Origin of the sequence: Providencia sp. PROV267 (assembly GCF_028477825.1) — a bacterium.
Taxonomy (GTDB): Bacteria; Pseudomonadota; Gammaproteobacteria; order Enterobacterales; family Enterobacteriaceae; genus Providencia; species Providencia stuartii.
In genome coordinates this window covers 65,062-90,981 of sequence record NZ_JAMPLX010000002.1, presented here as the reverse complement: position 1 = coordinate 90,981, position 25,920 = coordinate 65,062, and the positions used below count along the sequence as shown (strand labels likewise).

Annotated in this window: 19 protein-coding genes; 6 read left to right on the top strand and 13 right to left on the bottom strand. The window is 41.8% G+C overall.

Annotated elements, in window-relative coordinates; genetic code table 11:
• The first annotated feature begins 120 nt into the window (after positions 1-120).
• Positions 121-705: a Maf family protein gene (locus tag PR709_RS01235; protein WP_004920837.1), complete on the top strand. Its 585-nt coding sequence runs from the start codon at positions 121-123 to the stop codon at positions 703-705.
• A 48-nt stretch (positions 706-753) separates the two neighbouring features.
• Here PR709_RS01235 and rluC read toward each other — a convergent pair whose 3' ends face one another.
• Positions 754-1,707: a 23S rRNA pseudouridine(955/2504/2580) synthase RluC gene (gene rluC / locus PR709_RS01230; RefSeq protein ID WP_004920838.1), complete on the bottom strand. Its 954-nt coding sequence runs from the start codon at positions 1,705-1,707 to the stop codon at positions 754-756.
• Positions 1,708-2,251: 544 nt separating this feature from the next.
• Between rluC and rne the strand changes: the two genes are divergently transcribed.
• Positions 2,252-5,503: a ribonuclease E gene (gene rne / locus PR709_RS01225; protein ID WP_004920839.1), complete on the top strand. Its 3,252-nt coding sequence runs from the start codon at positions 2,252-2,254 to the stop codon at positions 5,501-5,503.
• A gap of 179 nt (positions 5,504-5,682) precedes the next feature.
• Positions 5,683-6,309, top strand: a complete 627-nt coding sequence (locus PR709_RS01220; RefSeq protein WP_042116667.1) for an SDR family oxidoreductase — start codon at positions 5,683-5,685, stop codon at positions 6,307-6,309.
• A 43-nt stretch (positions 6,310-6,352) separates the two neighbouring features.
• On the opposite strand, the gene tmaR is transcribed toward PR709_RS01220, so the two are convergent.
• From tmaR to PR709_RS01205, 3 genes are all read right to left on the bottom strand, one after another.
• Positions 6,353-6,685 carry a PTS system regulator TmaR gene (tmaR, locus tag PR709_RS01215; RefSeq protein ID WP_004920843.1) on the bottom strand — a complete coding sequence of 111 codons (333 nt, stop codon included), beginning with the start codon at positions 6,683-6,685 and terminating at the stop codon, positions 6,353-6,355.
• A gap of 162 nt (positions 6,686-6,847) precedes the next feature.
• Positions 6,848-8,119, bottom strand: a complete 1,272-nt coding sequence (locus tag PR709_RS01210; RefSeq protein WP_004920844.1) for an MFS transporter — start codon at positions 8,117-8,119, stop codon at positions 6,848-6,850.
• A gap of 272 nt (positions 8,120-8,391) precedes the next feature.
• A complete protein-coding gene (locus PR709_RS01205; protein ID WP_004920847.1) occupies positions 8,392-8,586 on the bottom strand; it encodes a hypothetical protein in 195 nt (64 codons plus the stop codon).
• Between the two features lie 374 nt (positions 8,587-8,960).
• Here PR709_RS01205 and sbcB point away from each other — a divergent pair, with 374 nt between their 5' ends.
• Positions 8,961-10,388, top strand: coding sequence for an exodeoxyribonuclease I (sbcB, locus tag PR709_RS01200; protein WP_004920849.1), 1,428 nt, complete (start codon positions 8,961-8,963; stop codon positions 10,386-10,388).
• A 46-nt stretch (positions 10,389-10,434) separates the two neighbouring features.
• On the opposite strand, the gene dld is transcribed toward sbcB, so the two are convergent.
• The 8 genes from dld to yieE all read right to left on the bottom strand — a co-directional run bounded on the left by dld (position 10,435) and on the right by yieE (position 22,546).
• Positions 10,435-12,168, bottom strand: a complete 1,734-nt coding sequence (gene dld, locus PR709_RS01195) for a D-lactate dehydrogenase (protein ID WP_004920852.1) — start codon at positions 12,166-12,168, stop codon at positions 10,435-10,437.
• Positions 12,169-12,392: 224 nt separating this feature from the next.
• On the bottom strand, positions 12,393-13,775 hold the full coding sequence (locus PR709_RS01190) for an APC family permease (RefSeq protein WP_004920857.1): 1,383 nt from the start codon (positions 13,773-13,775) through the stop codon (positions 12,393-12,395).
• Between the two features lie 593 nt (positions 13,776-14,368).
• A complete protein-coding gene (locus PR709_RS01180; RefSeq protein ID WP_004920862.1) occupies positions 14,369-16,342 on the bottom strand; it encodes a ligand-gated channel protein in 1,974 nt (657 codons plus the stop codon).
• Positions 16,343-16,606: 264 nt separating this feature from the next.
• Positions 16,607-17,395, bottom strand: coding sequence for an ABC transporter ATP-binding protein (locus PR709_RS01175; protein ID WP_004920863.1), 789 nt, complete (start codon positions 17,393-17,395; stop codon positions 16,607-16,609).
• Positions 17,392-18,486, bottom strand: a complete 1,095-nt coding sequence (locus PR709_RS01170; protein WP_004920866.1) for a FecCD family ABC transporter permease — start codon at positions 18,484-18,486, stop codon at positions 17,392-17,394. Before PR709_RS01170 ends, PR709_RS01175 begins: the two co-directional genes overlap by 4 nt.
• 18 nt (positions 18,487-18,504) lie before the next feature.
• Positions 18,505-19,629, bottom strand: coding sequence for an ABC transporter substrate-binding protein (locus tag PR709_RS01165; protein WP_154598944.1), 1,125 nt, complete (start codon positions 19,627-19,629; stop codon positions 18,505-18,507).
• A gap of 347 nt (positions 19,630-19,976) precedes the next feature.
• Complete coding sequence (locus PR709_RS01160; RefSeq protein WP_004920869.1) at positions 19,977-21,467, bottom strand: amino acid permease; 1,491 nt, start codon at positions 21,465-21,467, stop codon at positions 19,977-19,979.
• A gap of 215 nt (positions 21,468-21,682) precedes the next feature.
• Positions 21,683-22,546: a DNA-binding transcriptional regulator YeiE gene (yieE, locus tag PR709_RS01155; RefSeq protein ID WP_004920871.1), complete on the bottom strand. Its 864-nt coding sequence runs from the start codon at positions 22,544-22,546 to the stop codon at positions 21,683-21,685.
• A 225-nt stretch (positions 22,547-22,771) separates the two neighbouring features.
• On the opposite strand from yieE, the gene PR709_RS01150 reads away from it, so the two are divergent.
• Both PR709_RS01150 and nfo read left to right on the top strand, forming a co-directional pair.
• Positions 22,772-23,851, top strand: a complete 1,080-nt coding sequence (locus PR709_RS01150; protein ID WP_004920873.1) for a YeiH family protein — start codon at positions 22,772-22,774, stop codon at positions 23,849-23,851.
• A gap of 106 nt (positions 23,852-23,957) precedes the next feature.
• Positions 23,958-24,800: a deoxyribonuclease IV gene (gene nfo, locus PR709_RS01145; RefSeq protein WP_004920874.1), complete on the top strand. Its 843-nt coding sequence runs from the start codon at positions 23,958-23,960 to the stop codon at positions 24,798-24,800.
• A gap of 58 nt (positions 24,801-24,858) precedes the next feature.
• Here nfo and fruK read toward each other — a convergent pair whose 3' ends face one another.
• Positions 24,859-25,794, bottom strand: coding sequence for a 1-phosphofructokinase (gene fruK / locus PR709_RS01140; protein ID WP_004920877.1), 936 nt, complete (start codon positions 25,792-25,794; stop codon positions 24,859-24,861).
• Positions 25,795-25,920: the final 126 nt, after the last annotated feature.

Genomic DNA, 25,920 nt, shown 5'->3' with positions numbered 1-25,920 from the left:
ATGAGCTATAGTCAAAGAAAAAGGCGGGCAAAACTCGCCTTTTCACCAAAAAATCGCCTGTTAAGCGTCAGATAGTTTAAAATGAGTTAACCCTTTTGGCTATGAGTTTCGAGAAAAAATATGAAATCGATTATTTTGGCATCAACCTCTCCCTATCGGCAGCAATTGTTAAAAAAGCTGGGATTACCCTTTTTAGCCGTAGCGCCGAATGTAGACGAAACCCCAGTGTTAAATGAATCCGCTGAGGCATTGGTCACTCGCTTAGCGCATGCTAAAGCACATGCCATCAGTGAACAGCATAAACAACATCTCATCATCGGCTCAGACCAAGTCTGTGTGATTGATGGTGAAATTGCAGGCAAACCATACAATTATGACAATGCCTTTAAACAACTGAAAAGAGCCTCAGGAAAACAAGTCACATTTTATACCGGTCTATGTTTATTAGATTCAACGACGGGAAACTACCATGTGCAGTGTGAACCCTTTAATGTCTATTTTCGTTCTTTAAGTGATAAAGAAATCGAGACTTACTTGCGCAAAGAAGAGCCTTACCAATGCGCCGGAAGTTTTAAGTCGGAAGGGTTAGGGATTGCCTTATTTGATAGGCTTGAAGGGCGTGATCCTAATACATTGATTGGGTTGCCTCTGATCCTGCTATTAGAGATGCTACGCCATCATGGCTACAATCCATTAGATAATTAACAACGCAATAAGTTACCGGCAAATTTGTCTGCCGGTAACTTAATATGCTTAGTTTTTACGTGAACGTAAAACCTTTAAGCATTGATTAAGCTCTTTATCAAGCGGCGCTTGTAACCGCATTTCCTCCCCCGTTTTAGGGTGAGTAAACTTTAATGCACTGGCATGCAAGAACAATCTTTTTAGGCCTGTATCCGCTAATTGGCTATCAAATTGTTTATCGCCATAGCGGTTATCAAACGCAATCGGATGCCCTGCATGTAATGTATGTACACGAATTTGGTGAGTACGCCCCGTTACTGGGCTTGCTTTAACCAAAGTGGCATTATCAAAACGTTCCTCAACCTTAAAGCGCGTCTCTGACGGTTTACCTTCAGGGCTAACACGAACAACACGTTCACCACTTTGTAAGATATTTTTTAATAACGGGGCTTGGATCACTTTGGTATGTGATTGCCAATGCCCGCGCACTAATGCGAGGTAATCTTTTTGCATCTGTTTAAGGCGCAACTGTTCGTGTAACGCTCTTAATGCTGAACGTTTTTTAGCCACCAGCAAAATCCCAGATGTGTCGCGATCCAAACGGTGCACCAACTCTAAAAAGCGTGCTTCTGGGCGAAGCGCTCTTAACCCTTCAATCACCCCAAAACTTAAGCCACTGCCGCCATGAACTGCGGTGCCTGATGGTTTATTAATGACCAGTATTGCGTCGTCTTCATAGAGAATGCAATCAGCTAACGCAGAAACTTTATCCAGTTTTGCCGAAACAGGGGCTTCTTCACGCTCAGCGACTCTTACCGGTGGTACACGGACTTGATCACCTGCAATAAGTTTATACTCAGGTTTAATACGCCCCTTATTAACCCTCACCTCACCCTTGCGAATGATGCGATAGATCATACTCTTAGGAACACCTTTTAATTTTGCGAGCAGGAAATTATCAATACGTTGTCCGGCTTCGTCATCGCTAATATCGATAAACTGAACTTGATTTTGTGTTTTCATTCAAAAATGTGTTAACTCTGATTGATTAAATTACGACCTTATATGCGGGATATATCATACCGACTCCACAAATTTTTTTATCATTTTTTTTTATTTGGTCAAAGAATAGCTCGTTAGTCATATTTCTAAATAAAATTTTCATATAACGCATGTATCGACTTGCTATAATGTCATTGGCAGTGGGATAATATGTAACTGCCATAATGTTTGATAAAACGATAATTGGCATGAAATACAGATTTGCTATTTGATTGAGTAAAAGCGCGGCAATGGCGTAAGACGCTTCGCAAAATCAAATAATTAGCGAGCAACGAATATTAGCTTTTTGGGTTAGGAACTTCCGTTAACAAAATTATGACGGCTTCCTGATTAAGAACGCTGAATTTTTAATCTAAAAATCAGGTTCACCGAATACTGCGCGTCTCTATACGGACGACTGCCGGGAGGCAGGCGGCTTTGTAAAAATCACGAGGCCATCGGTTTACAATAGCTCCCTTTTTCGCTGCTCTTTATTGAAAGTAAAAAATAATGAGTAAGTAACAATATGAAAAGAATGCTAATAAACGCGACTCAACAGGAAGAGTTGCGTGTTGCCCTTGTTGACGGGCAACGACTCTATGATCTGGATATCGAAAGTCCAGGTCATGAACAAAAAAAAGCGAATATTTACAAAGGAAAAATAACTCGCATCGAACCAAGTCTTGAAGCTGCTTTTGTTGATTACGGTGCTGAAAGACACGGTTTCCTCCCTATCAAAGAGATCGCTCGCGAATACTTCCCAAGCAATTACCACTCTCAAGGCCGCCCCAATATCAAAGATGTCCTTAAGGAAGGCCAAGAAGTTATCGTTCAGGTTGATAAAGAAGAGCGTGGCAATAAAGGTGCTGCACTCACCACGTTTATCAGCTTAGCGGGAAGTTATTTAGTACTGATGCCAAATAACCCGCGTGCGGGTGGTATTTCTCGCCGTATTGAAGGTGAAGATCGTACAGAATTAAAAGAAGCGCTCTCCTCCCTTGAGATCCCGGATGGGATGGGGTTGATTGTTCGCACCGCGGGCGTGGGTAAATCCGCAGAATCTTTACAACAAGATTTGCTCTACCGCTTACGCCACTGGGAAGCTATCAAAAAAGCGGCTGAAAACCGCCCTGCTCCGTTCTTAATACACCAAGAAAGTAACGTCATTGTTCGTGCGTTCCGTGACTATTTACGCCCAGATATCGGCGAAATCCTTATCGATAACCCGAAAGTGGTCGAAATGGCACGTAACCATATTGAAGCGATTGGCCGTGGTGATTTTGCCAGCAAAATCAAATATTATAGCGGTGATGTTCCGCTATTTAGCCATTATCAAATCGAATCACAAATTGAATCTGCCTTCCAACGTGAAGTACGCCTTCCATCTGGTGGTGCATTAGTGATTGATACCACCGAGGCGTTAACGGCTATCGATATCAACTCTTCACGCTCAACACGCGGCGGAGACATTGAAGAGACCGCATTTAATACAAACCTTGAAGCGGCCGATGAGATCGCACGTCAATTACGTCTGCGTGACCTTGGCGGCTTAATTGTTATCGACTTTATCGATATGACGCCAGTCAGGCATCAACGTGAAGTTGAAAACCGCCTACGTGAGGCCGTGCGTCAAGACCGTGCACGTATTCAAATCGCCCGTATCTCGCGTTTCGGTTTATTAGAGATGTCGCGCCAGCGTTTAAGCCCATCATTAGGTGAATCTAGCCACCATGTGTGCCCTCGTTGCTCGGGTACAGGAACCATCCGTGATAATGAATCATTGTCTCTTTCTGTTTTGCGTCTTATTGAAGAAGAAGCATTAAAAGAGAATACACATGAAGTTCATGCTATCGTTCCGGTACAAATTGCTTCCTATCTACTTAACGAAAAGCGTAAAGCAGTCAGCGAAATCGAAACGCGTCAACGCAATGTTCGCGTGGTCATTGTGCCAAACGACCAAATGCAAACGCCTCATTTTCACGTGATCCGTATTCGTAAAGGTGAAGAAGTAAATACGCTGAGCTATAACTTAGCTCACTACCATGAAACGGAAACCTTAAACAGTACGGAGGATCCAGCCGCTGAACGTAAAGCCCCTGAGCAACCAGCTATCTCTGCTTTCGCGTTACAAGAGCCCGTAGAACAGCCTGTTACTGTTAAGTCTAAAGAGAACAAAGCACGCACTGAAACACCAAAACAAGGGGTTAAAGTGGATGCCCAGCCGAGCTTTTTTAGCAAGGTAGCTGAATTCTTCAAAAAACTCTTCGCTGGTGAAGAAGAAAAAGTTGCTGAAAAACCTGCTGAGAAAAATCGCCAAAATAGCGGTAACGACAAGCGCCGTAACAATGAACGCCGCAATAATCGTCGTAATAATCGCCGTGATCGTGATGAAAACAGTGACAACCGCGAAAATCGCGATAATCGTTCTAACCGTAATGCGCAATCTGACGAAGCTAACAATCGTAAAGGCCGCAATAATAAGAACGCTAATCAGCAAGATGAGCAAAACGTTGATAGCAATAGCCGTGAAGCGCAGCAACAGCAGCGCCGCGAACAACGTGCTGAACGCCGTCGTCGTCAAGATGAAAAACGTCAACAACAAGCAGCTAAGGCACAACAAGAGGCAGTTCAAGGTGCTGATAATACACCTGTAGAGAAAGAAGAGCCTCAAACGCGCCCTGTTACGCCTCGTCGTCAACGTCGTCAATTGACACAAAAAATTCGTATCACTGATAATGTTGAAGCCGTAGCGCAAGAAGATGAAGTGGTTAAAGTTGCAACTGCCGTTGAAAATGATGCTATGCCTATCGCAGCACTCCCTGCTCCGACTCATGTTGATGAGCAAGTGGCTGAGGTAAATAGCTCAGAACAACAAGATGTTCAAGTTGCTAACCAAGAAGATAAGCAAGATACCATCATTCCACGTCGCTCACGTCGTTCACCACGTCACCTACGTGTCAGTGGTCAGCGTCGTCGTCGTTACCGTGATGAGCGTCATCTGACAAAATCACCAATGCCTCTGTTCGCTGCCGTAGCCTCACCTGAGTTAGCGTCAGGTAAGGTGTTTATCAGCTATCCTGTTGTTCAACCACAACAAGAAACCATCGCTATCATGACCAATGAAGAGATGCTTGAGCAACAAGGTATTGTTAGTGTAGAGGCCGTTGAAACCACCGATATCACACCTTCTCAGGTCATCGAGCAGGCTAATGAAACGGTTGAAACTGTCGCTATCGAACCAGTAGAAACCGTCACTGAAACCAACGTTAATCTTGTGGCTGAATCCGCAGATGAGCATGCAGTTTCTCTTGAACCTGCCATTGCCCCACAAGCTGAACCTGCTGTCGTTCATACAGAGCAAGCTCTAGAAGACACTCAACCAGAGCCTGTTGTTGAAACGGCACCAACCGTTGAACCTAAAGCACCGGTCGCGGTCGTTGAAGACGTTGTGATTGAGCAACCTAAAGTGGAGCCTACAGCTGAGACAGCCGAACAAGATGATCAGCCGCAAACCAGCACAGATGCAGTTGAAGAGCCTAAGGCTGAAGCTGTTGAAGTGCCTTATGTAGCGAAATCAACGGTTATTGTTGCAAGTAAGGCAGCACGTCATGCTTACTCACCAATGACCAAAGCACCAGCGCCTGAAGTGGTCGAATCAACATTCGAAATCAAGGTTTACCAGCGTGAAGCCTCAACCTTTGTCAGTAAAGGTGCCGGTGGGCATGTAGCAACCAATTATGCGACATCACAAATGGCAAAACCGGCTCATTTTGAATAGTATTCTTTAAATACGTCAAACAGCCCTGCAACTCGCAGGGCTTTTTTATATCTATCTCTCTGCACTGAATAGCTCTCCCACTTATTTGACAGAGCAATAAATCAAAACCTATTATTGATAATAAAAATTAAAACCATCATTATTTCTATTTACTGATTGTTAATTGAAAGGAAAATATGATGGCTCATTGGGTAATTTTTGGTGCAACAAAAGGAATAGGCCTCGCATTAGCCAACATTGGCATTCAACAAGGCCACCAAGTCACAGCCTTAGTGCGTCAACAAACGGATGCTGAGCGGCTAACGGCTGAAGGCATACAAGCCTTTATTGGCGATGCCACCGACCCGTCTTCTTTAGAGGCAATTTTTGCATACATGACACCTGATACCGTCATATTCACCACTATTGGCGGCGGGCAAGCCGATTTTGTTGGTAATTACCATATTATCCGCCAAGCAGAGCAGCATCAGATACATCGTTTATTATTTGTCACTTCAATTGGTTGTGGCGACAGTTGGTCAACCTTATCACCAAGAGCAAAAGCCCTTTTTGGGCAATCTGTACGCCAAAAATCAATGGCAGAGTCCTATTTACAGACTAGCGAAATAAATTACACCATTTTAAGACCTGGGGGCTTAATGAATAGCGCGGCAACGGGTAACGCAACCTTATTAACAGGGGAAGCCCATGGTGTCGTTAGTCGAGAGGATGTCGCGAGAATATTAGCGAAGCTCGCTGAAGATAAAAGTAGCTATAGGCAGGTTTACGCTGTTATTGACCCAGATTTAAAACCACACTGGGGTTGATGCGATGACATTGAGCCGAGCTAACCTCGGCTCTAGTCTTCAATTATTTCACGTCTTTTTTATTGAGTTCGCCCATCTCTTTTAATTTATTCGAGATCTCACGGCGCTCTTTGGACAGTTCCGCATTTTTAATGATGTAATCATCAACACGGTCGTCATAATCGCTACGCATATTCGCGATAATTGCTTGAATTTCCTCGATGGTCATACCCGGTTTAATATAGTCGCTTAAGTTATCAAGCAATAAAACACGTTTTTGGTTATCACGAATTTTCTTTTCATTGTCGGTAATTTCACGACGAATTTTATTCTTACGACGATACATACGCACAAATTCCAAAACATTATGGAAAGATTGTTTGTTAGCGTTGTCCATGTTTAAAAACCCTCTGTTAGAAAAACAAAACGCATTCACTCGTTACACAATACCTTCTAACAGCACCGTGTTACAACCCTATTTCATCTATTCATTGATATAAAAACAAATAAAAAGGCATTTTTGCTCAATCGACTCCACTCACGAGCTGAATTGTTTCAGTTACACCTTTTGTACCTCGTCCTTAACGCCTATTTCCTGAGCAACTCTGGAAGTTTGTTTGGCAAGCGCTATTTTATCGCTGCGTAAACAGAAAGCAGATAAAATTGTGGTGATCACGACAAAGCCCCCCATTACCAGATAGGTATCAGCAAAACCGATTTTATCGTAACCCCAACCCGCCAACGGCGATAAAATACTCCCCACAATCGAGGTAATACAGCTAAAACCCACTAAGTACAGTGTCGATGATAAACGCTTATCAAAATGGCGACTGTTATATTTAAAAATTGCAATCAGCAATATTGGCAGCTCTACAGCATGAAGTAATTTCATAATAGAGATCATGACAGGTCCTTCGACTAAACCTGAGCCAATAATCCGCAATGCCATCACACTACTCGCAAACAATAACCCTTTTTTGGCTCCTATGCGGTTAACAATATATGGAGCTAAAAACATACCTCCTGCTTCTAAGAAAACCTGCAATGAATTCAGATAACCATACATTTCATTACCTGTTTTCTCATCTTGGAATTGGTGTGCGAAATAGACCATAAATTGCTGATCATAAACACTGTATATGCATGTGCCCAACACAAATAAAATCAGCGCCCAAAAACGAGGAAGTGTGAACAATTGCAAGGCGTCATCAAGGGTTATGCCAGAAGGTTTTCCATGCTCTAGGCTATTAAATGCGTTTGGTTTTGCCGTTTTTAGTTTTAATAAAATAACGAGAAAAATCGCACCGGAGAGGGTCGCCATGATAAAATTGTAATTAGGGTCAACGTTAATATTGCGACCAGCAAAAAATGTCGCAATCGCCCAACCTAATGAGCCCCACATCCTCGCTTTGCCATATTCAAAATCACGCAAGCGACTGACGCGTTCCGTATACGACTCAAGTACCCCAATTCCGGCATGGAAAGTCATACCGATAAAAAGACCACCGATTAAGCTTCCTACCACCACATTCCATTGCAATAAATAGCCAAACACCATAAAAAATGGGCCAGATGATATCAAGAGTATCGCAATAAACAGTAATAAGTTCTTTCGTAGACCTAGCTTATCCTGTAAAAAGCCATAAAGAGGTTGCGCGCAAAGCGCCACTATGGAAATACATGAAAAAATGATCCCCGTTTCAGTGCCTTCTAAACCAACATATTTTCTAAGCCAAATAGCAACAATTGAAAATGTTGACGACCAAGTAAAAAAGAAAAAAAACAGCAACGCACTCAATGACACGTAGTACTTTCTCGATTCATTATTCATTGTTATTCGCCTGCATATTCCCCTAAATGCCAAAAATGTTAAGGTTAACATTTTTTCTAAACCAGTAAATCGCTCTCAAATTGTGATGTTAAGCACATTTGTTAACGTTAACATTACTGATTTATGAAGCAAATCACTCTTCAGTGTCGGTATGGAGCCGTTGTTTTAGCAATATCAACTTGCGGGTTGATCTTCTGATCAACGAAAGAAAGGTCACGTAATGAAATGATAAATGTTGCTGTCACTAGCCCTCAAACGAGGGCTCGTATTATCTAAACTTGGCTATTTAGAAAGGTCACTGCATCATCAAGAATGCTTTTTCGCGCTGGGTTGTTTTCTTCTTTTGCGTCCTTTTTCAACTTATCAATAATACTTTGTTTAGACACGTCGCTATTACCCAATAGCTCTAGTGTCACATGACCTATTTCAGATAAAATTAAACGTGTTCTTTCATCATATGTATTCATATTCACATCCTCTTTTTTGTTAGTCGCATTTAAAAGAGTAGATCAAAACATCCTTTATTAGGCAAATTTTTACGCTGATTTACCTGTTTTTTCAAGAAAAAATGGCATCTTATATCAAATGATTGATATAAATATCAATTAGATAGCAGTTTGTTCCTATTACATATTTAAATTGCAACACCAACCATTTAAGGGCCTCTGTTCAGGTTTTCACATCTATCAGGTATGATAGTCGCTACTATTTGTGAGAAGTTACCGCCTATTCTCTGGAGCAATTTTTGTGTTTATTAGCCTAAATTATTTGCCCCTTATCAGTAACCATCACAAAACCTCATCATCACAAAAATAGCAGCAAAGGCTTACGGAGAATAACGTTGCAAGAGACTAAAAAGCAGCCTACCTTTTTTATTCATGACTATGAAACCTTTGGTAAACACCCCGCACTTGATCGCCCCGCACAATTTGCAGGTGTTAGAACCGATCTCGATTTTAATATTATTGATGAGCCAGAAGTCTTTTATTGCGCACCAACAGACGACTATTTGCCCCAACCAGAAGCGGTGATGATCACCGGTATTACACCACAGCTCGCCTTAGCCCAAGGGGTCAATGAGGCTGAATTCGCTAAACGGATCCACCAGCAATTTAGCCAACCGAATACCTGTATTATGGGTTACAACAATATTCGTTTTGATGATGAAGTGACTCGAAATATTTTTTATCGTAATTTTTATGACCCCTACGCTTATAGCTGGCAGCAAGGTAATTCGCGTTGGGATTTATTAGATACTGTGAGAGCGTGTTTTGCGCTACGCCCTGAAGGGATTATTTGGCCTGAAAATGATGAAGGCTTACCTAGTATGCGCCTTGAACATCTAACAAAAGCGAATGGTATCGCCCATGAAAATGCTCATGATGCGATGTCCGATGTACTCGCCACCATAAATATGGCGAAGCTGCTCAAAGCCGCTCAACCTAGAATGTTCAACTACTTCTACCAGCTAAGAAATAAAAATAAAGTTAACCAATTAATCGACATTGTCGATATGACACCGTTGGTGCATGTTTCTGGCATGTTTGGCGCTCTACGCTCCTATATTAGCCTTGTAGCACCATTAGCATGGCACCCAGACAACCGTAATGCGGTTATTATGTGTGATTTAGCGGCGGATATTTCACCCCTGGTTAATTTGCCCGTTGAGACTTTGCGTGAGCGCTTATATACCCCTAAAACGGAATTAGATGGCGAATTACCGGTTCCGATTAAATTAGTACACATTAATAAATGCCCTATTCTTGCGCCTGAGAAAACATTGCGTATAGAAGATGCTGAACGCACGGGGGTTGACCGCGATCTCTGCCTACGCAATTTGGAAATCTTACGTAAGCACCCCGATATTCGTCATAAAGTGATTGAAATTTTTGCCCAAGCGCAACCATTTGAAGAGCCGAATGATGTTGATGCTCAAATTTACAGTGGCTTTTTCAGTAGCTCTGACCGCTCGACGATGGATATTATTAGAGAAACACCGGAAAAAAACCTGCCTGCGTTAGACCTCACTTTTGAAGACCCACGTATGAAAGAGCTATTTTTCCGTTATAAAGCACGTAATTACCCCTCAACCTTATCCTATGATGAGCAGCAACGCTGGTTGCAGCACCGCCGTGACTACTTTACTGAAAGCCGTTTAATGGAATATATGCAATCTATTGAGTCGTTAATGATTGAACATCAAAACGATGTTGAACGCTGTAAGCAGCTCAAAGCACTGGTCAATTACGCGGCTGAATTAGCCAGCTAATATGGGTTGGGCAGGGTTTCCTGCCCAAAAACAACGTTTGTACTGATTAGTGATCGTGATGGCAACCACAATCCCCTTCCCAATTTTTACGTTTCGTTGTTTTGCCTAAACCGGGGTTCATGGTGTTAGTCGGATCGGCTTTTTTATAGAAAGATTTTAGCTGTGGCTGAGCTTTATATAAGTGGCCTACGTTATGCTCTGCGGGGTATTGTGCACCTCGTTCATCTAACAGCGCTAACATTTTCTCTTTCAATTCTTTTGGATCGACGCCTTTTTTCAATACATAATCTTGGTGCATCACATGACACATAAAATGCCCACAATACAGTTTATGAACTAACAATTTTTCAATTTCTGGCGGCAATTTTTCAAACCAATCACGATCATTTCGACGCAAAGCGATATCCAGCGGCAATACATCCTCAACATCTTTATTGTGTACCGCATGGTAACGAACCGCCGATCCCGCTGCGGCAAAGCGGTGTAAAAATGCTTTTGCCCCTTCCTCTGGTGTACACTCAAAATACCCCCCATCCGCCGTTGCAAAGAAGGATTTCAGCCAAACTTTCGCCTCATCAATACCTTCACCCGCCATTTTTAACATCAGATGATGCTCATACTTATCACGAAATTGCTTCATGCGTGGAGGTAAATGTGCAGGCCATAATTTACTGAGTAGCTGCATAGTCCGGTCAACAAGGTTTGACGGTAACAACGGTACTTTATTTAATACGGCATCAATACGGCCTTTGATAGTAAAAAATAGTGGCATTTTGTCAGTGCCAAATTTATCTATCATTAAAAAGGTATCTTTTCCGTATACTTCAGCGATATCAAAACAACCGCGGTGCATATACTCACCTGCTACTGGTAAGTTTTTAAATTCACTAAGAATATGACGGCGAATGTCTTCCAGAACATCCGGATTGTTTGTGCCAATATAAAACACTTGTGTTGAGGTATCGGCAGGGAAAGTATCAAGGCGGACAGCAAATACGGCTAATTTACCCGCACAACCAGATGCTTCAAACAAGCGGCGCTCATCTGCGTTAAAGCGTGATGGTGTATCCGCATTCACATCACGAACTCGCTGAGCATATTCATGGTCTGACGCCAGCTTTTCACTGTGTTCAACATCTTCTGTTCGATAACGTCGATTTTGCAAGTTCGTTAAAATTTCTTCAGGTGTATCCCCTAAGTTAATCCCTAGGTGGTTTACTAACTCCACTTTTCCATCTTCATTTACTCGCCCATATAAGGCTAGCTCCGTATAAGCCGGGCCTCGGCGCACTAGGGAGCCACCTGAACTATTACAGATCCCGCCAACCACTGACGCCCCGATGCAAGAGGAGCCAATGAGGGAATGCGGTTCACGACCTAATGGTTTTAGTAATTTCTCGAGGTCATACAGCGTACTGCCTGGCATAGCAACAACTTGATTAAATTCAGGTAATACTTGAATTTGATTTAATTTTAATGTGCTAATAATAACGATATCACGATCATAATCATAACCGCTTGGCGTCGAACCTTCTGTCAGCCCTGTGTTCGCGGCTTGCATAATCACTATTTTATCCGCCTCGACACAGGCTTTAAAAACATACCATTGCTCTAACAACGTGGTAGGGAAGACGACCGCTATAGCATTACCAATACCTGAGCGAAACCCTTTGCGGTAACGTTCGGTTTTATGAGGCTTAGTCAGGATATTTTTTTTACCAACAATATTGGTGAGTGTCAGTAATAATCGTTGATTTTCAGGGCTGTTTACTGCATTCATTTCTGCGCCTTCCTGTCAGGGTAATTATCAATAAACTGTTCAATTAATTGTAATGTCATAATCATTTAACAACCATATCACATTATAAAGCGTTTTAGATTGAGATATCGGTGCAGTGTCACAATTAGCTGATTGGAAGGTTAAAACAAATAATAGACTAACAGCCTGAATAATAGGCAAAAAAAACAGCACTCTGAGGTGCTGTTTTTATTCAATCGACTAAATTAATAATCGCTCATTTGAGGCATTGGACGACGGAACATACGCGTCAATATCGCCATATAGACCAGACCGACAGCCGTCCAAATTAAGCCATATACCATTGAATCCTCTTCGATATTTAACCATAGTACACAAACGGTCAGCGTACCAATGACAGGCAAAATCAAATAGTTAAGGATATTCTTAATCCCATGTATACGGCGTTCACGAATGAAGAACTGGCTGATAACTGAAATGTTAACGAACGTAAACGCAATCAGTGCACCAAAGTTAATTAATGCTGTTGCAAAGTCCATCTCAAACCAAATAGCGCCAAGTGCTAACACACCGACCATTAATACGTTATAAGACGGAGTACGCCATCTTGGACTTACGTGGCCAAAGATTTTTTCTGGGAACACCCCATCACGCCCCATCACATACATCAAGCGAGCACTACCTGCATGTGCAGCCATACCTGAAGCTAATACGGTAACACATGAGAAAACCAAAATAATGGACTGGAAGAATGCCCCAGCAACAAATCTCATAATGTCAGGTTGTGTTTCATTGATGTTTTTAAAGCGCGAAACATCTGGGAAAAATTGTTGTAAGAAGAATGACACGGTAATGAAAATAATCCCACCGATAAGTGCTGTCAGGAAAATAGCACGCGGGATCACTTTACCTGCATTTGGTGTCTCTTCTGACAGAGAGCTTAACCCATCAAAACCTAAGAATGAAAAGCAGAGTATTGTCGCTCCGGCTATCAGAGGGATCAATTCCGTGTGCTCATCAGCAAATGGTCGGAAGGTCCAAACTTCACCCGTTCCTTCGCCGTTCGATACACCATGAATCACAATCAAGGTAAATACAACCATGACCCCTATTTGAATAATGGCAATCACGGTACTTAGATTAGCGATGACGTTGATACCGCGTAAGTTAGCGGCAGTCATCAGAATAACTAGCCCCACAACAAAAATAGCAGGCTCAACCGTTGGGAAGATATCTTGTAAATAAATCTTCGCTAATAATATGTTGATCATTGGCATAAAGATGTAAGACAGCAGCGAGGTCCATCCTACAAGGAAGCCAATATGTGGGCTCATTGATTTTTGAGCGTAGGTATACGCCGAGCCAGCAGATGGAAAACGTTTTACCAATTTGCCGTAGCTCAGAGCAGTAAATAGTATCGCAGCAAGTGCAATAATATAGGAAGTCGGGACGTGACCACCGGTTTTATCCGATACCATACCAAAAGTATCGAAAATCGTCATTGGCTGAATATAAGCAAGACCAATCATCACCACTTGTAACAGGGTGAGCGTTTTTGCCAGCTCTACGCGGTTGTTTGCACCAGTTTGGTTGCTACCGATGGATAATGGTACTGAATTATTTGGCATGATAAAGCCCTCCCATAACTTTCGATTGAGTACTATTTGACCTACTTAATCGACAGTTACTGGGAAGACTTTGCATCTGCCTATAGGCAGAGAAGAAAGATGAAAGGTTAAATGGTGAAGTTGCGAAGCAGCCGATTGCTCCGTAATCATCGATGCGGCAGCCACGGCCACCAGGCCCTGCTGCGAATGCGAAAAAGTAAGCCATGCAAGCATTCCTCAAATCGGTAGCATAAAATGTTTGCTACACGTAAAAATATAATTTATCTATCCGGCCTATTATCCGGCCCCATAAAATTAAACGAACTTAAAAAGCAAAAAAAAACCGATACCGGAAATTGAGGTATCAGTCATTTTTTTAGTTCGCGCATTTTGCACTTCAAGTTATCAAATAGCAATAGGTATTGTTAAAAAAACAGACAATATTTGATGAGAATTTTTGATAAATTTGCCGATTTTGCGCTGGTAGCTAATAACTTGTTTTCTTCTATAAATTTTTGCTATTAAAAGACATTTTTTACTCTTTTTCGCACGCCAAAAAACAAGGCCCTCTTAACTCAATAAGAGGGCCTTAATTCAGTCAGTTATCAAACTCATTAGAAGTTATAGTTGATACCTATATTGTATCGACGACCTTCTAATTCAGCACCATAGTTTGTTGAGTCAATGCGGCGATCTAGCACGTTATAGACACCACCGACAATATTTGCATTCTTGTTCAACTGGTAGCTTGCCCCTAAATCAAACAATGCATATGACGCCGTACCATTATTCATTGTCTCACCACGGCCTTGGTAATCAGACGTTTTACCGCGGAAGTTCATGCGTGCCCATGTTTGCAACTCTTCAGTTGTATCCCATGTCAATGTCGTATTACCCATATGTTTTGGCTGCTTGTTTAGCGGCTTACCTTTATTGACACCACTTCTTTGTTCAGTGTCGGTGTAAGTATAGTTCGCCGAAAACGCTAAATTATCCAGAATGCCCCAGTTAAACGTTAACTCAACACCACGCATTCTTGCTTTATCAACGTTTTCACGGTCACTAACAAAACGGTATGGCTTACCATTATCACCAATACCATCATCTAATGTACAGTCTCTGATATTTGCATTGCTATTATCACAGCGTCTAACTTCTGTAATTTTATCTTTGAAATCGGTATTATAGATCGTGATCCCTGCGGTAATATTGTCTTGGTTATTCCAAATTACACCAATTTCTTCTGTAACACTTTTCTCCGGTTTCAAATTCGGGTTACCGTAAATCACTGCGTTACCTGCGCGCCCACCCGTTGATTGCCCCCAGTCTGCTGAAGATTGACGTAAGTCAGGTGCTTTATAACCTGTAGACACACCACCTTTGATGGTCCATTGGTCGTCAGCATGCCAAACACCATAAAGACGAGGTGTCCAGTGAGTACCATAGTTTTCGTCTTTATCCATACGGATACCGCCGGTTAAAGCGAAATCATTGGTCATTAACCATTCATCTTCCGCAAACAGCGCCCAGCTATAACGGTCAAGTTTGTTTAGTGCAAATTTATTATCACCTGCTTCTAATTTTTCCTTACGATATTGGCCACCTAAACTTAAACTGTGGTCACCAATTAAGAAGACACTTTGATTACGTATGATGAGATCATCAAATTTCATCTTACGAGTTGGGTTCTTAGTTTCATCGTATTGAATATAAGTATCAGTGTTAGCTAGGTCATAAACCCCTGTATGAGTTAATGCAGTATGCGTCATCTCATATTTACTAAAGCTGCTACTATCACCTTCTTTATACGTATAGCCTTCACGATAGTCCCTATGCTGGCTATCTTTTTTGAAATCCAAATCAAAGGTGTTCTTTTCATCTGGTGTTAATGACAGTGTTCCACCACCACTTGCAACGATTTGACGACCGAAACCATCAACGATTTTATCTTCACCACGGTGTGAATATTGACCGCTAAGCTTCACGCCTAACAAGCCATCAATCAGTGGACCAGAAGTATAGAAACTGCCTTGTCCAGTGTTTCCTGAATTTCTACGCTCAGTAATTGTCGTATCAGCACGTAAACTTGTCGTCCACTCTTGCTGCACACGGCGAGTAATAATGTTAATTACCCCACCCATAGCATCAGAACCATAGAGGGAAGACATAGGCCCACGAACAACTTCAATACGTTCTATTGCAGGTAGTGGTGGCAGCCATCCCTGTTCGATACCTGAACCGTCACTATTTGGGCGCGTACTGCGCGTATCAACACGCTTACCATCAATCAAGATCATCGTGTATTTTGCATCCATACCACGAATACTGATATCTGAACTACTACCGCCGCCGGTGACTAGAACGCCCGGAACGTCTTTCAATGCATCGGTGACATCACGGTAAGCTTTATTTTCTAGTTGCTCACGCGTTACCACAGAAATAGACGCCGGCGCATCTTCAATTTTTTGTTGGAAGCCAGATGCGGTGGTAACCATAATCGTGTCTTTACTATCATCCGCAAATACAGGGGCTGCTGTGATTGCCGCAATAACGCTTATTGCAATTTTTCTTTTATTGAAAACTACCATTCCCAACTCTCCAAGAGATAATTTTGATTTGAATTTTGATATGACATAAGCTCAATATTCGGGTCTATAACCCTATCATTACTATTATTATTTTTTTGGTTATTAGATAATAAAAATTACCCATAGAAAATTTATGGTAAATACTATTTGTATATATTGAAATTTTCTATAACTAATTATCGCTAGAAAAATATAACCTTTATTCTTTTATTCAATTAATAGTGCCAATCTAAACTTCATTGACACTATTAATTTATATCAAAACTAGCTCGCTAACTTATCCACTAAGCCATCAATTAAAACTTGTGGTACCCCTTGAGAACAGCGCTCTATTCGCCCCCTAACACCGTACACATCAGCCAAGCTATCTGGCGTAATCACGGCCTCTGGTTCACCTTGAGCAATCAGTTTGCCTTTTTTTAGCATTAAAACATGTTCAGCATGTCTTAACGCAATATTGATATCATGAACCACAACCACCGTAATAATATTGCGACGCTTTGTTTCTTTCGCCACTAAATCCATAACGTGATATTGGTAATTTAAATCTAATGCACTTAATGGCTCATCTAATAACAATAAGTTTGGTTGACGAATTAATGATTGTGCCAAACCAACCAATTGCTTTTGACCACCTGATAATTGGTCTAAATAACTTAATGCTAAATGTTCAATACCTAATTGACGCAATAAATGCATCACTTCATCTTTACTATTTTCATTACTCAGACCACCCGATGCTCTTTGAGCAACGATCACTGATTCCAAGACATAAAGATGAACACCTGCTGGTAAGCTTTGAGGTAAATAGACAACATTTTGCGCACGCTGAGCAAAGTTTTGCTGTGTTAAATCCATTCCATCTAACAGCAATTGCCCTGTAGCTTTATTTAAACCAGCCAAAGAGCGCAGCAGAGTCGATTTGCCGCTTCCATTTGGCCCTAATAACACAGTGATCTGACCTCTTGGTAAAGCTTCTGTTGTCAGCCCTTCAATCACAGGGTTTTTAGGATAACCTGCATTAAAGCGATTAATAATCAGGCCATCTGTCATGACACACTACCTCTATGACGTAAAATAATACTTAAGAAGAACGGTACACCAACGAGTGAGGTCACAATACCAACAGGAATAATGACACCCGGTATAATATTTTTAGATGCAATAGATGCCATGGATAAGACTAAGGCACCAATTAATGCGCTTGCTGGCAAATAAAAGCGGTGATCTTCACCAAACATCAAGCGCGCGATATGAGGAGCAACCAGACCGATAAAGGCGATAGGCCCCACAAATGCGACTGCCAACGCTGATAAGATACTGATACGCAACAATGTGGTTAAACGTAACCGACGGACATCAATACCAAAACTAATCGCTCGGTCTTCGCCCAACCTCAGTGCGGTCAGTTTCCATGAACTCATCATCGCCAATGGGAAAATTAGAGCAAAGACGAGTGTCATCACACCGAGTTTTACCCATGTTGCTTTTGAAAGGCTCCCCATTGTCCAGAATACTAGACCTTGCAGAGTGTCCTCTGTGGCAATAAATTGCATCATTGAAACTAAAGCATTAAAGGTAAATACCAATGCGATCCCAAACAATACGACACCCGATGTTGCAACGCGCGTCCAACGGGTCACCGCATCTAACATCAGTGCAGCCAATAGTGCAAAAATAAAGGCATTCGCTGAAATTACCCACTGATCAGGCACACCAGGAATAGCAATACCGGAAACAATCGCTAATGCCGCACCGAAAGCAGCGGCATTGGAAACACCGAGGGTAAATGGACTTGCCAACGGGTTATTCAAGATAGTTTGCATCTCGGCCCCAGCAAGGCCAAGTGACATGCCAATCACAACGGCCATAAGGGCATAAGGCAAACGGATATCCCAAACAATCACACGAGTTCCCGCTTCTACAGATTCAGGGGATACGATGGTTTGCCATAATTTTTCCAGCGATAAGCCGGATGGGCCTAATGTGAAATCAATAACCAATGATAATACGATTGCAGCGATGATCACGGCAATCCATGCTACCCTACGACGTAACATTTTTTGATAATGCTGCTTCACACCATTATCATTTTCTCTCACTGACGGCTTAACAGTTGATATAGACTCGGTAGTAAGACTCATTATTATTACCTACAAAATTTACTTCTCACTTACCCAATAGATGCCGGTTGGCTCAACTGCAAGAAATTGGCTATGTAATTCATTCAAGGTTTTTTGCGGATCCAGATCAGCAAACTGCTCCGGATAGAACCATTTAGCAAATACTTGAGTCGCTAATACGTTGTAGGGAGAATTGTAATAGTTATGCCAAATTGCATAGTCTTTGCCATCTTTCACCGCTGACAAAGAGCTAATTCCTTTGCGTTCAGTAATTTTTTTCAAGCTACTTTTTGCATCTTCAACAGTGCCTTGTGCCCCTAATTGCACTCCGACATCTTTACTGCCGGGAGCTTTAGCACCTGTTGCGATATAAATTTGTGGGTCAACAGCGATAACCTTTTCTAGGTTCATATTACCCAAGGCACCGGGTAGCACATCTTTGGCGATATTTTTCCCACCCGCTAGGTCGATAAAATTCCCCATGTTCCCGTTGCCTGCGGTTCCACAACAATCTTCAAATGCACCAGCACGTAAATCAATAAACACGGTAGGCTTTTTATCTTCAGGGATTTTACTGGTGATATCAGTCACTAATTTTTGATTTTTTTCGTAAAAATCAGCATATTTTTCTGCAGTCTGTTCGCGATTTAATGCTTTCCCAAGCATACGGATACTCGGTAGCGTGTTTTGCAGTGGATTGTCTCTAAAATCAACAAACACAACAGGCACACCCGCCTTTTCTAACTGCCCTACTAACTCACTATTTTTACCGGGGCCATGACCAGAGAGGCCAAAAATCGCAATGTCTGGATTCAGTGTTAATACTTTTTCGGCACTGACACTATCAGCGCTGGTATTACCAATTAATGGAATATTATCAATTTGAGGGAACTTAGCTTTATAAGCCGCGTAAGTTTGTGGATCAAGTTTACGTAAGTCGCCTTGCCAGCCAACAATTCTATCAAGCGGTTTATCGCCTTCAAGTAAAGCAATTGCACTCAACAAACGGCCTTCACCAAGTAAGATACGATTAACATTATCAGGTACTTCAACCGTTCTACCAGCAACATCAGTGACTGTTGCAGCCAATGAACTAATACTGATACTCATCACAGAGCCTGCAAATAATGCTAAACCTATCCCTTTTGCTAACGACTTTGCCATCAACTTCACATCAAACCTCTTATCCCCTTTATTTTGGTGCCCATAACAATAAAGCAAATAAGAATACTTATCAATACGATTGCTGATTTAATTCCATCTATGTATTGAATTGTGATCGTGGACGAAAATTTTTGTTAATCAATTGATAAATTGGCTATTTCGTCTTTAAAAAAGAAGATAACGCCAGACTCAGCATGCAAAGCATATCATGAGGAAACGACCCGATTATTCGGTTTTTCCCATTATAAAAAATGCCAATCAACGTTCGAACTGACCCCAGTTCATTGTTGATTGGCATTTTTATTTATAACTTACTGTTATTGAATATGTGTAAATAATTTAAGCAATTATTTATTCAGATTTTCACGGTAGCTTGGGAATTCCATGTCTTTATAACGAATAATTGACGTTTTTTTGGCTATTTTATAGCCAAACCAAATTGCTAAAAATAATGGAATACCAATATAAGTGGCTGTAACCCCTACCCAATCAATTTTATCTTCTAAAAACGCTTGATAGTTTTGCCCTAATGTAATCACTAAACAGAGAACAAAAGCAAAGATAGGACCAATTGGGAAGAAGCCCGAACGATAAGGTAAGTCATTAATATCCTTACCTTGCGCAATATAACCTTTACGGAAACGATAATGGCTAATTGCAATCCCCAACCAAGCAATAAACCCTGTCATACCTGAAGTATTCAGTAGCCATAAGTAGACAGTTTGGTTACCAAACATTGAACTTAGGAAGCACAGAGCAGCAATTACCGTAGTGGCAAATAGCGCATAACGCGGTACCCCACCTTTTGAGAGGCGAGCAAAAATGCGTGGTGCTTTACCTTCACGGGCTAAGGTATACAGCATACGTGTTGAGGCGTACATCCCTGAGTTACCTGCCGATAGTACCGCCGTTAAAATAACCGCATTCATTACTGCTGCTGCCGATAGCAACCCAGCATTTTCAAATACTAAGGTAAATGGGCTAACACTAATATCTTTAACATCATTGCGCAGTAGATTAGGATCTGTATATGGAATAATCAAACTAATGATCAAGATTGCAAAGATATAGAACAAAAGGATACGCCAAAATACTTTACGTACTGCTTTAGGGATATTCTTCGCAGGGTCTTGAGATTCACCCGCGGCGATACCAATCAGTTCGGTTCCTTGGAAAGAGAAGCCGACAATCATCGCCACACCAATCATGGCAGAGAAACCACCAGCAAATGGTGCATCCCCGATGGTCCAGTTATGCCATCCCGCATTTTCAGCACCACTCATGATACCAAAAATCATCAATACGCCGACAACGATGAAAATAACAACGGTTGTCACTTTAATGAGTGAGAACCAATATTCTGCCTCACCAAACCCTTTAACAGAAATATAGTTCAGTAAGAAAATGACGGCTAAAAATATTGCGCTCCAAATCCAACCCGGCGTATCAGGGAACCAGTAAGTCATGACCAGCTGCGCGGCAACCAAGTCGACAGCAATAGTTACAGCCCAGTTATACCAATAGTTCCAGCCTAATGCGAAACCAAAACCTTCATCAACATATTTAGCGCCATAGGTCGCGAAAGAACCTGACACTGGCATATAAGCCGCAAGTTCACCTAAGCTGGTCATCAAAAAATAGACCATTAAGCCGATAATTGCATAAGAAAGAAGCGCCCCGCCGGGACCTGCTTGTGCAACGGTTGCACCGGATGCAACAAAGAGGCCGGTGCCAATGGAGCCGCCAATGGCAATCATTGCAAGATGGCGAGCTTTCAACTCACGACGTAATTTGCTTTGTCCGCTACCTTGTACCGTAGTGGTTTGTTGTTCTGACATCTGTTCCCTGTTTTTCTTTATTTAATCAATATTGAAGGAATTCTAGCAAAACATCCTGTCAGAACTAAGTAACTCTTGGCAGTTATAAGATACCTTCATAATCCCAACGGAATTATTAGTAAAACACTTATATCCTATGCATCATAGTTCAAATAACAACCTTGTTGACCATTTGGGTTTATACGAACCATAAACTTTGTTAAATCAGCAACACATTACTTGCAATAATCTAATAAGTTTTTAATTGCATTAGATAAATGTTTTTGGCGGTGATAAATCAAATACAGTGTTCGCTGTAACTGTAGCCCTTCAACCTCTAGCTCTACTAACGACCCGTTCGTCAATTGCTCCTCAATAACGCGTCTTGATAAGCAACTGATCCCCATACCAAAGCGAACTGCATGCTTAATAGCCTCCGAATTACCAAGCTCCATAAAAATATGAAAACCCGGTAAATGAGCAAATAACAGCTGATCGAGCACATCTCGTGTACCTGAGCCTCTTTCACGCAGCACCCAAGGCGCATCACGTAACTCTTTTAAGGTGAGTGCTCTTCCCGCCAATGGATTACTAGGAGCCGCAAATATCACCAATTCATCTTTTAGCCATGGTTCGGTAATTAACTCGGGGCTATGGCACACGCCTTCAATAAGACCCACATCAGCGCGAAATTCCATCACCGCTTTAATAACTTCCTCTGTATTACTGATATTTAACTCTAATGGGATCGTCGGGTGGTCACGACGATACTCCGCCAGCAGTGATGGCAGCATGTAATTACCAATTGTGGTACTGGCAGCGAGACGCACCGCCCCCATCTCTTTTTTGAATAATTGTTCTACTTCCAACGCTTGTTCAAGCAACGCCAATGCCTTGGGATAGAGCAGCCGACCATGCTCATTAGTCACAAGCCGTTTGCCTACTCGGTCAAACAGTTGTACTCCAAGTTGCCCTTCAAGGTCGGTCAACGACGCACTTACAGCAGATTGCGATAAAGCGAGTAATTGGGATGCTTGCGTCGTGGAGCCACTTTTTAGTACTTCCGTAAATACCTCGAGTTGCCTAAGTGTTATTCGCATACAGGTAGCCCCAACATTGTTCACTAGAGTTTGTAATAATATTGTTAATATTAACGATTTATTACCAACTTACCAGAAGAAACTTATAACCAGAAATTCAGATAGATTATATATAAACAATCAATTTAAATTATTATAGTTTTTGTTATATGCTTATTCCAAAATTATCTATACCCTGAATAAACCGCTTTATGAAGGGTATTAGTCGTAACTAAAGGTAAGGTTATGGATAAAAGCAATACAAAAACGTTAGTACAGAGCGCACAGCCCCCAGCTCTAAAACTAATTTCAGGTATTATTTTAGCGGGAGTTTTAACCGCAATTTCGATATATCTTGGAGAGCAGCAATGGTTTATTGATGTCGGTTTAGGCGCCCTGACATTGGCAATTTTATTAGGCATCATCGTCGGGAATACAATCTACCCTGCTATTAGTCATCGTTGCGATGAGGGGATCAAATTTGCCAAACACTATTTTTTACGTGCGGGGATCATACTTTATGGCTTTCGCCTAACATTCCAACAAATTACTGATGTTGGTGCCACAGGGTTGCTCATTGATGCACTTACCCTCGCATCCACTTTCTTGTTGGCCTTTTGGTTAGGTAAAAAGGTGTTTGGACTCGATGATGAAACCACTTTTTTAATCGGTGCAGGTAGCAGTATTTGCGGAGCCGCAGCGGTTATGGCGACAGAGCCTGTTGTCAAAGCCTCTGCCAGTAAAGTTGCCGTCGCCGTTTCAACGGTGGTGATTTTTGGTACTATCGCCATTTTTGTGTATCCATGGCTTTATCAACTTAATGCACATTTTGGTTGGTTCACACAGACCCAAGACACCTTTGGTATTTATATTGGCTCAACAGTGCATGAAGTCGCTCAAGTCGTCGCTATCGGTCACACTATCGGCCCTGACGCAGAGAATGCTTCCGTGATCACCAAAATGATCCGAGTGATGATGCTTGCACCCTTCTTAATTATTTTATCTGCTTATTTGAGCCGCCGCTCTGCGATCGCTAAAGGACAAACAGCCCAAAAAAGCAAAATCACGATCCCTTGGTTTGCCGTTATCTTTATTCTGGTCGCTGCATTCAACTCGTTCAATTTGATACCGGCAGAAATAGTAAAACACATTATCACGTTAGATACCGTATTGTTGGCGATGGCCATGGTTGCCCTCGGTTTAACAACTCATGTTAGTGCAATACGTCAGGCGGGGATCAAACCATTATTGATGGCGCTTATCTTATTTGTATGGCTAATCATTGGTGGTTTCGCCATCAATGCCATTATCCAAACTATCCTATAAACTCTTTGTTCATTTTTTAATTTGGTCGCATTTAATGCGACCTTTTTGTTGATTTCATTTATTCGCCTATTAATGGCATACTTCTTCATAAAAGAAGGAGTCAAGAATGAAATATGTTGGAGCACACGTCAGCGCTTCTGGAGGCGTTGATCAAGCTGTTATTCGCGCTCATGAAATTAACGCTACGGCATTCGCGCTGTTTACCAAAAATCAGCGCCAGTGGAAAGCCCCACCTCTTAGCGAGGAGGTGATTGAAAAATTTAAGGCTAACTGTGCAAAATACGGTTATGGTAAGCACCAAATTTTACCGCATGACAGTTACTTAATTAATTTAGGTCATCCAGAGCAAGAAGCGTTAGAAAAATCACGCATCGCATTTATTGACGAAATGCAACGCTGTGAGCAGCTTGGTATTGACCTACTCAATTTTCACCCTGGCAGCCACCTGAAAAAAATCGATATAGATGATTGCTTAGCTCGTATTGCCGAATCTATCAATATCGCCCTAAATGAAACTCAAGGCGTCATTGCCGTCATCGAAAATACGGCGGGGCAAGGTTCAAACTTAGGCTATCGTTTTGAACATTTAGCAAAAATCATTGAAGATGTGGATGATAAAAGCCGAGTAGGTGTTTGTATTGATACTTGCCACGCCTTTGCAGCAGGCTATGATTTGCGAACAGAGGAGGCTTGTGAAGAGACTTTCAAACAGTTTTCTGACATTGTTGGTTTTGAGTACCTCAAAGGTATGCACTTAAATGATGCCAAAAGTGAGTTTGCCAGCCGAGTCGACCGTCACCATAGCTTAGGGGAAGGTAATATAGGCTACACACCTTTTAGTTACATAATGAAAGACCCTCGTTTCGATGGTATCCCTCTGATCCTTGAAACCATTAATCCAGATATTTGGCCTCAAGAAATTGCTTGGCTAAAATCACAGCAAAAATAACCAGTCACTATCTATAAAGCATAAAGGCGGCGAGTTAACCTCCGCCGCCTTTATCGTTTTACAGTGATTCCATCTCAATTTTTGCCATCATATCGGCAAGCTTATTACGATTTTTTAAGCCAACATCAGGCTGTGATACGGATAACGCTGAAATAGCCGTGGCCATACGCAATGTGTGTGCGCTAGATTCACCATTCAGTAAGCCATAAGCGAGGCCTGCAACCATTGAATCACCAGCCCCCACCGTGCTGATCACTTCACAACGAGGCGGTTTAGCTAACCAAGAGCCTGAAGCATTCACCCATAATGCCCCTTCTTCACCAAGCGAGATAACTACATGAGAAATGCCTTTATCGCGTAATTCATGTGCTGCCGCAATGACATCTTTCAATTCAGGTAACTTGCGACCCACCCACATTTCTAATTCATGGCGATTGGGTTTTACTAACCAAGGCGAGGCTTTTAACCCTGCTTTTAATGCTTCACGGCTACTGTCGAAAATGATACATGGACATAATTGACGCAAGCGGCTCATCCAACGAGTGAATTCTTCGGGATCAATCCCATTTGGTAGGCTACCACTCACCACCACCATATCAAAATGGCCTAACCAATTGAGTGACTCCGTTGAGAAACGGTTCCAATCTTCTTTACTGACTTCAAAGCCAGAAAAGTTGAAATCTGTCGATTCACCATTATCTTCTGTCAGCTTTACGTTGATCCTTGTGCGTCCTGACACCATATAAAAGCGGTTTGCCATACCATTATCACTAAAGAAGTGTTGGAATTCTTCTTGGTTATCTTTCCCCATGAAGCCGCTAACTGTGATATCAATACCAAGATCTCGTAGAACTTTCGCGACATTAACGCCTTTGCCTCCTGCATTGAGGCTAGCCGTCTTCACTAAGTTGACTTCACCGACTTCGATTGATGGACATAGCCCAACAAGATCATAGGCAGGATTTAATGTAATTGTAGCAACCCGGCGAGTCATAACCTCGAATCTCCCTTATCATTATCGTCATGTGTATGCAGCCATAGTTATACCATTAAAACACAATGGCTTCAGTGATATTTGTAGTTTTTCCTGATTGTTTTTCTGCTATAAACTGGCAGAATC

What these genes read in the sequence shown, in the direction of transcription:
- PR709_RS01165 (WP_154598944.1), bottom strand. Translation starts at nt 19,629, where the DNA reads ATGGCAAAGTCGTTAGCAAAAGGGATAGGTTTAGCATTATTTGCAGGC.
- PR709_RS01220 (WP_042116667.1), top strand. Translation starts at nt 5,683, where the DNA reads ATGGCTCATTGGGTAATTTTTGGTGCAACAAAAGGAATAGGCCTCGCA.
- PR709_RS01160 (WP_004920869.1), bottom strand. Translation starts at nt 21,467, where the DNA reads ATGTCAGAACAACAAACCACTACGGTACAAGGTAGCGGACAAAGCAAA.
- PR709_RS01170 (WP_004920866.1), bottom strand. Translation starts at nt 18,486, where the DNA reads ATGAGTCTTACTACCGAGTCTATATCAACTGTTAAGCCGTCAGTGAGA.
- yieE (WP_004920871.1), bottom strand. Translation starts at nt 22,546, where the DNA reads ATGCGAATAACACTTAGGCAACTCGAGGTATTTACGGAAGTACTAAAA.
- rluC (WP_004920838.1), bottom strand. Translation starts at nt 1,707, where the DNA reads ATGAAAACACAAAATCAAGTTCAGTTTATCGATATTAGCGATGACGAA.
- dld (WP_004920852.1), bottom strand. Translation starts at nt 12,168, where the DNA reads ATGAATGCAGTAAACAGCCCTGAAAATCAACGATTATTACTGACACTC.
- PR709_RS01150 (WP_004920873.1), top strand. Translation starts at nt 22,772, where the DNA reads ATGGATAAAAGCAATACAAAAACGTTAGTACAGAGCGCACAGCCCCCA.
- PR709_RS01205 (WP_004920847.1), bottom strand. Translation starts at nt 8,586, where the DNA reads ATGAATACATATGATGAAAGAACACGTTTAATTTTATCTGAAATAGGT.
- rne (WP_004920839.1), top strand. Translation starts at nt 2,252, where the DNA reads ATGAAAAGAATGCTAATAAACGCGACTCAACAGGAAGAGTTGCGTGTT.
- tmaR (WP_004920843.1), bottom strand. Translation starts at nt 6,685, where the DNA reads ATGGACAACGCTAACAAACAATCTTTCCATAATGTTTTGGAATTTGTG.
- PR709_RS01235 (WP_004920837.1), top strand. Translation starts at nt 121, where the DNA reads ATGAAATCGATTATTTTGGCATCAACCTCTCCCTATCGGCAGCAATTG.
- nfo (WP_004920874.1), top strand. Translation starts at nt 23,958, where the DNA reads ATGAAATATGTTGGAGCACACGTCAGCGCTTCTGGAGGCGTTGATCAA.
- fruK (WP_004920877.1), bottom strand. Translation starts at nt 25,794, where the DNA reads ATGACTCGCCGGGTTGCTACAATTACATTAAATCCTGCCTATGATCTT.
- PR709_RS01210 (WP_004920844.1), bottom strand. Translation starts at nt 8,119, where the DNA reads ATGAATAATGAATCGAGAAAGTACTACGTGTCATTGAGTGCGTTGCTG.
- PR709_RS01175 (WP_004920863.1), bottom strand. Translation starts at nt 17,395, where the DNA reads ATGACAGATGGCCTGATTATTAATCGCTTTAATGCAGGTTATCCTAAA.
- PR709_RS01190 (WP_004920857.1), bottom strand. Translation starts at nt 13,775, where the DNA reads ATGCCAAATAATTCAGTACCATTATCCATCGGTAGCAACCAAACTGGT.
- PR709_RS01180 (WP_004920862.1), bottom strand. Translation starts at nt 16,342, where the DNA reads ATGGTAGTTTTCAATAAAAGAAAAATTGCAATAAGCGTTATTGCGGCA.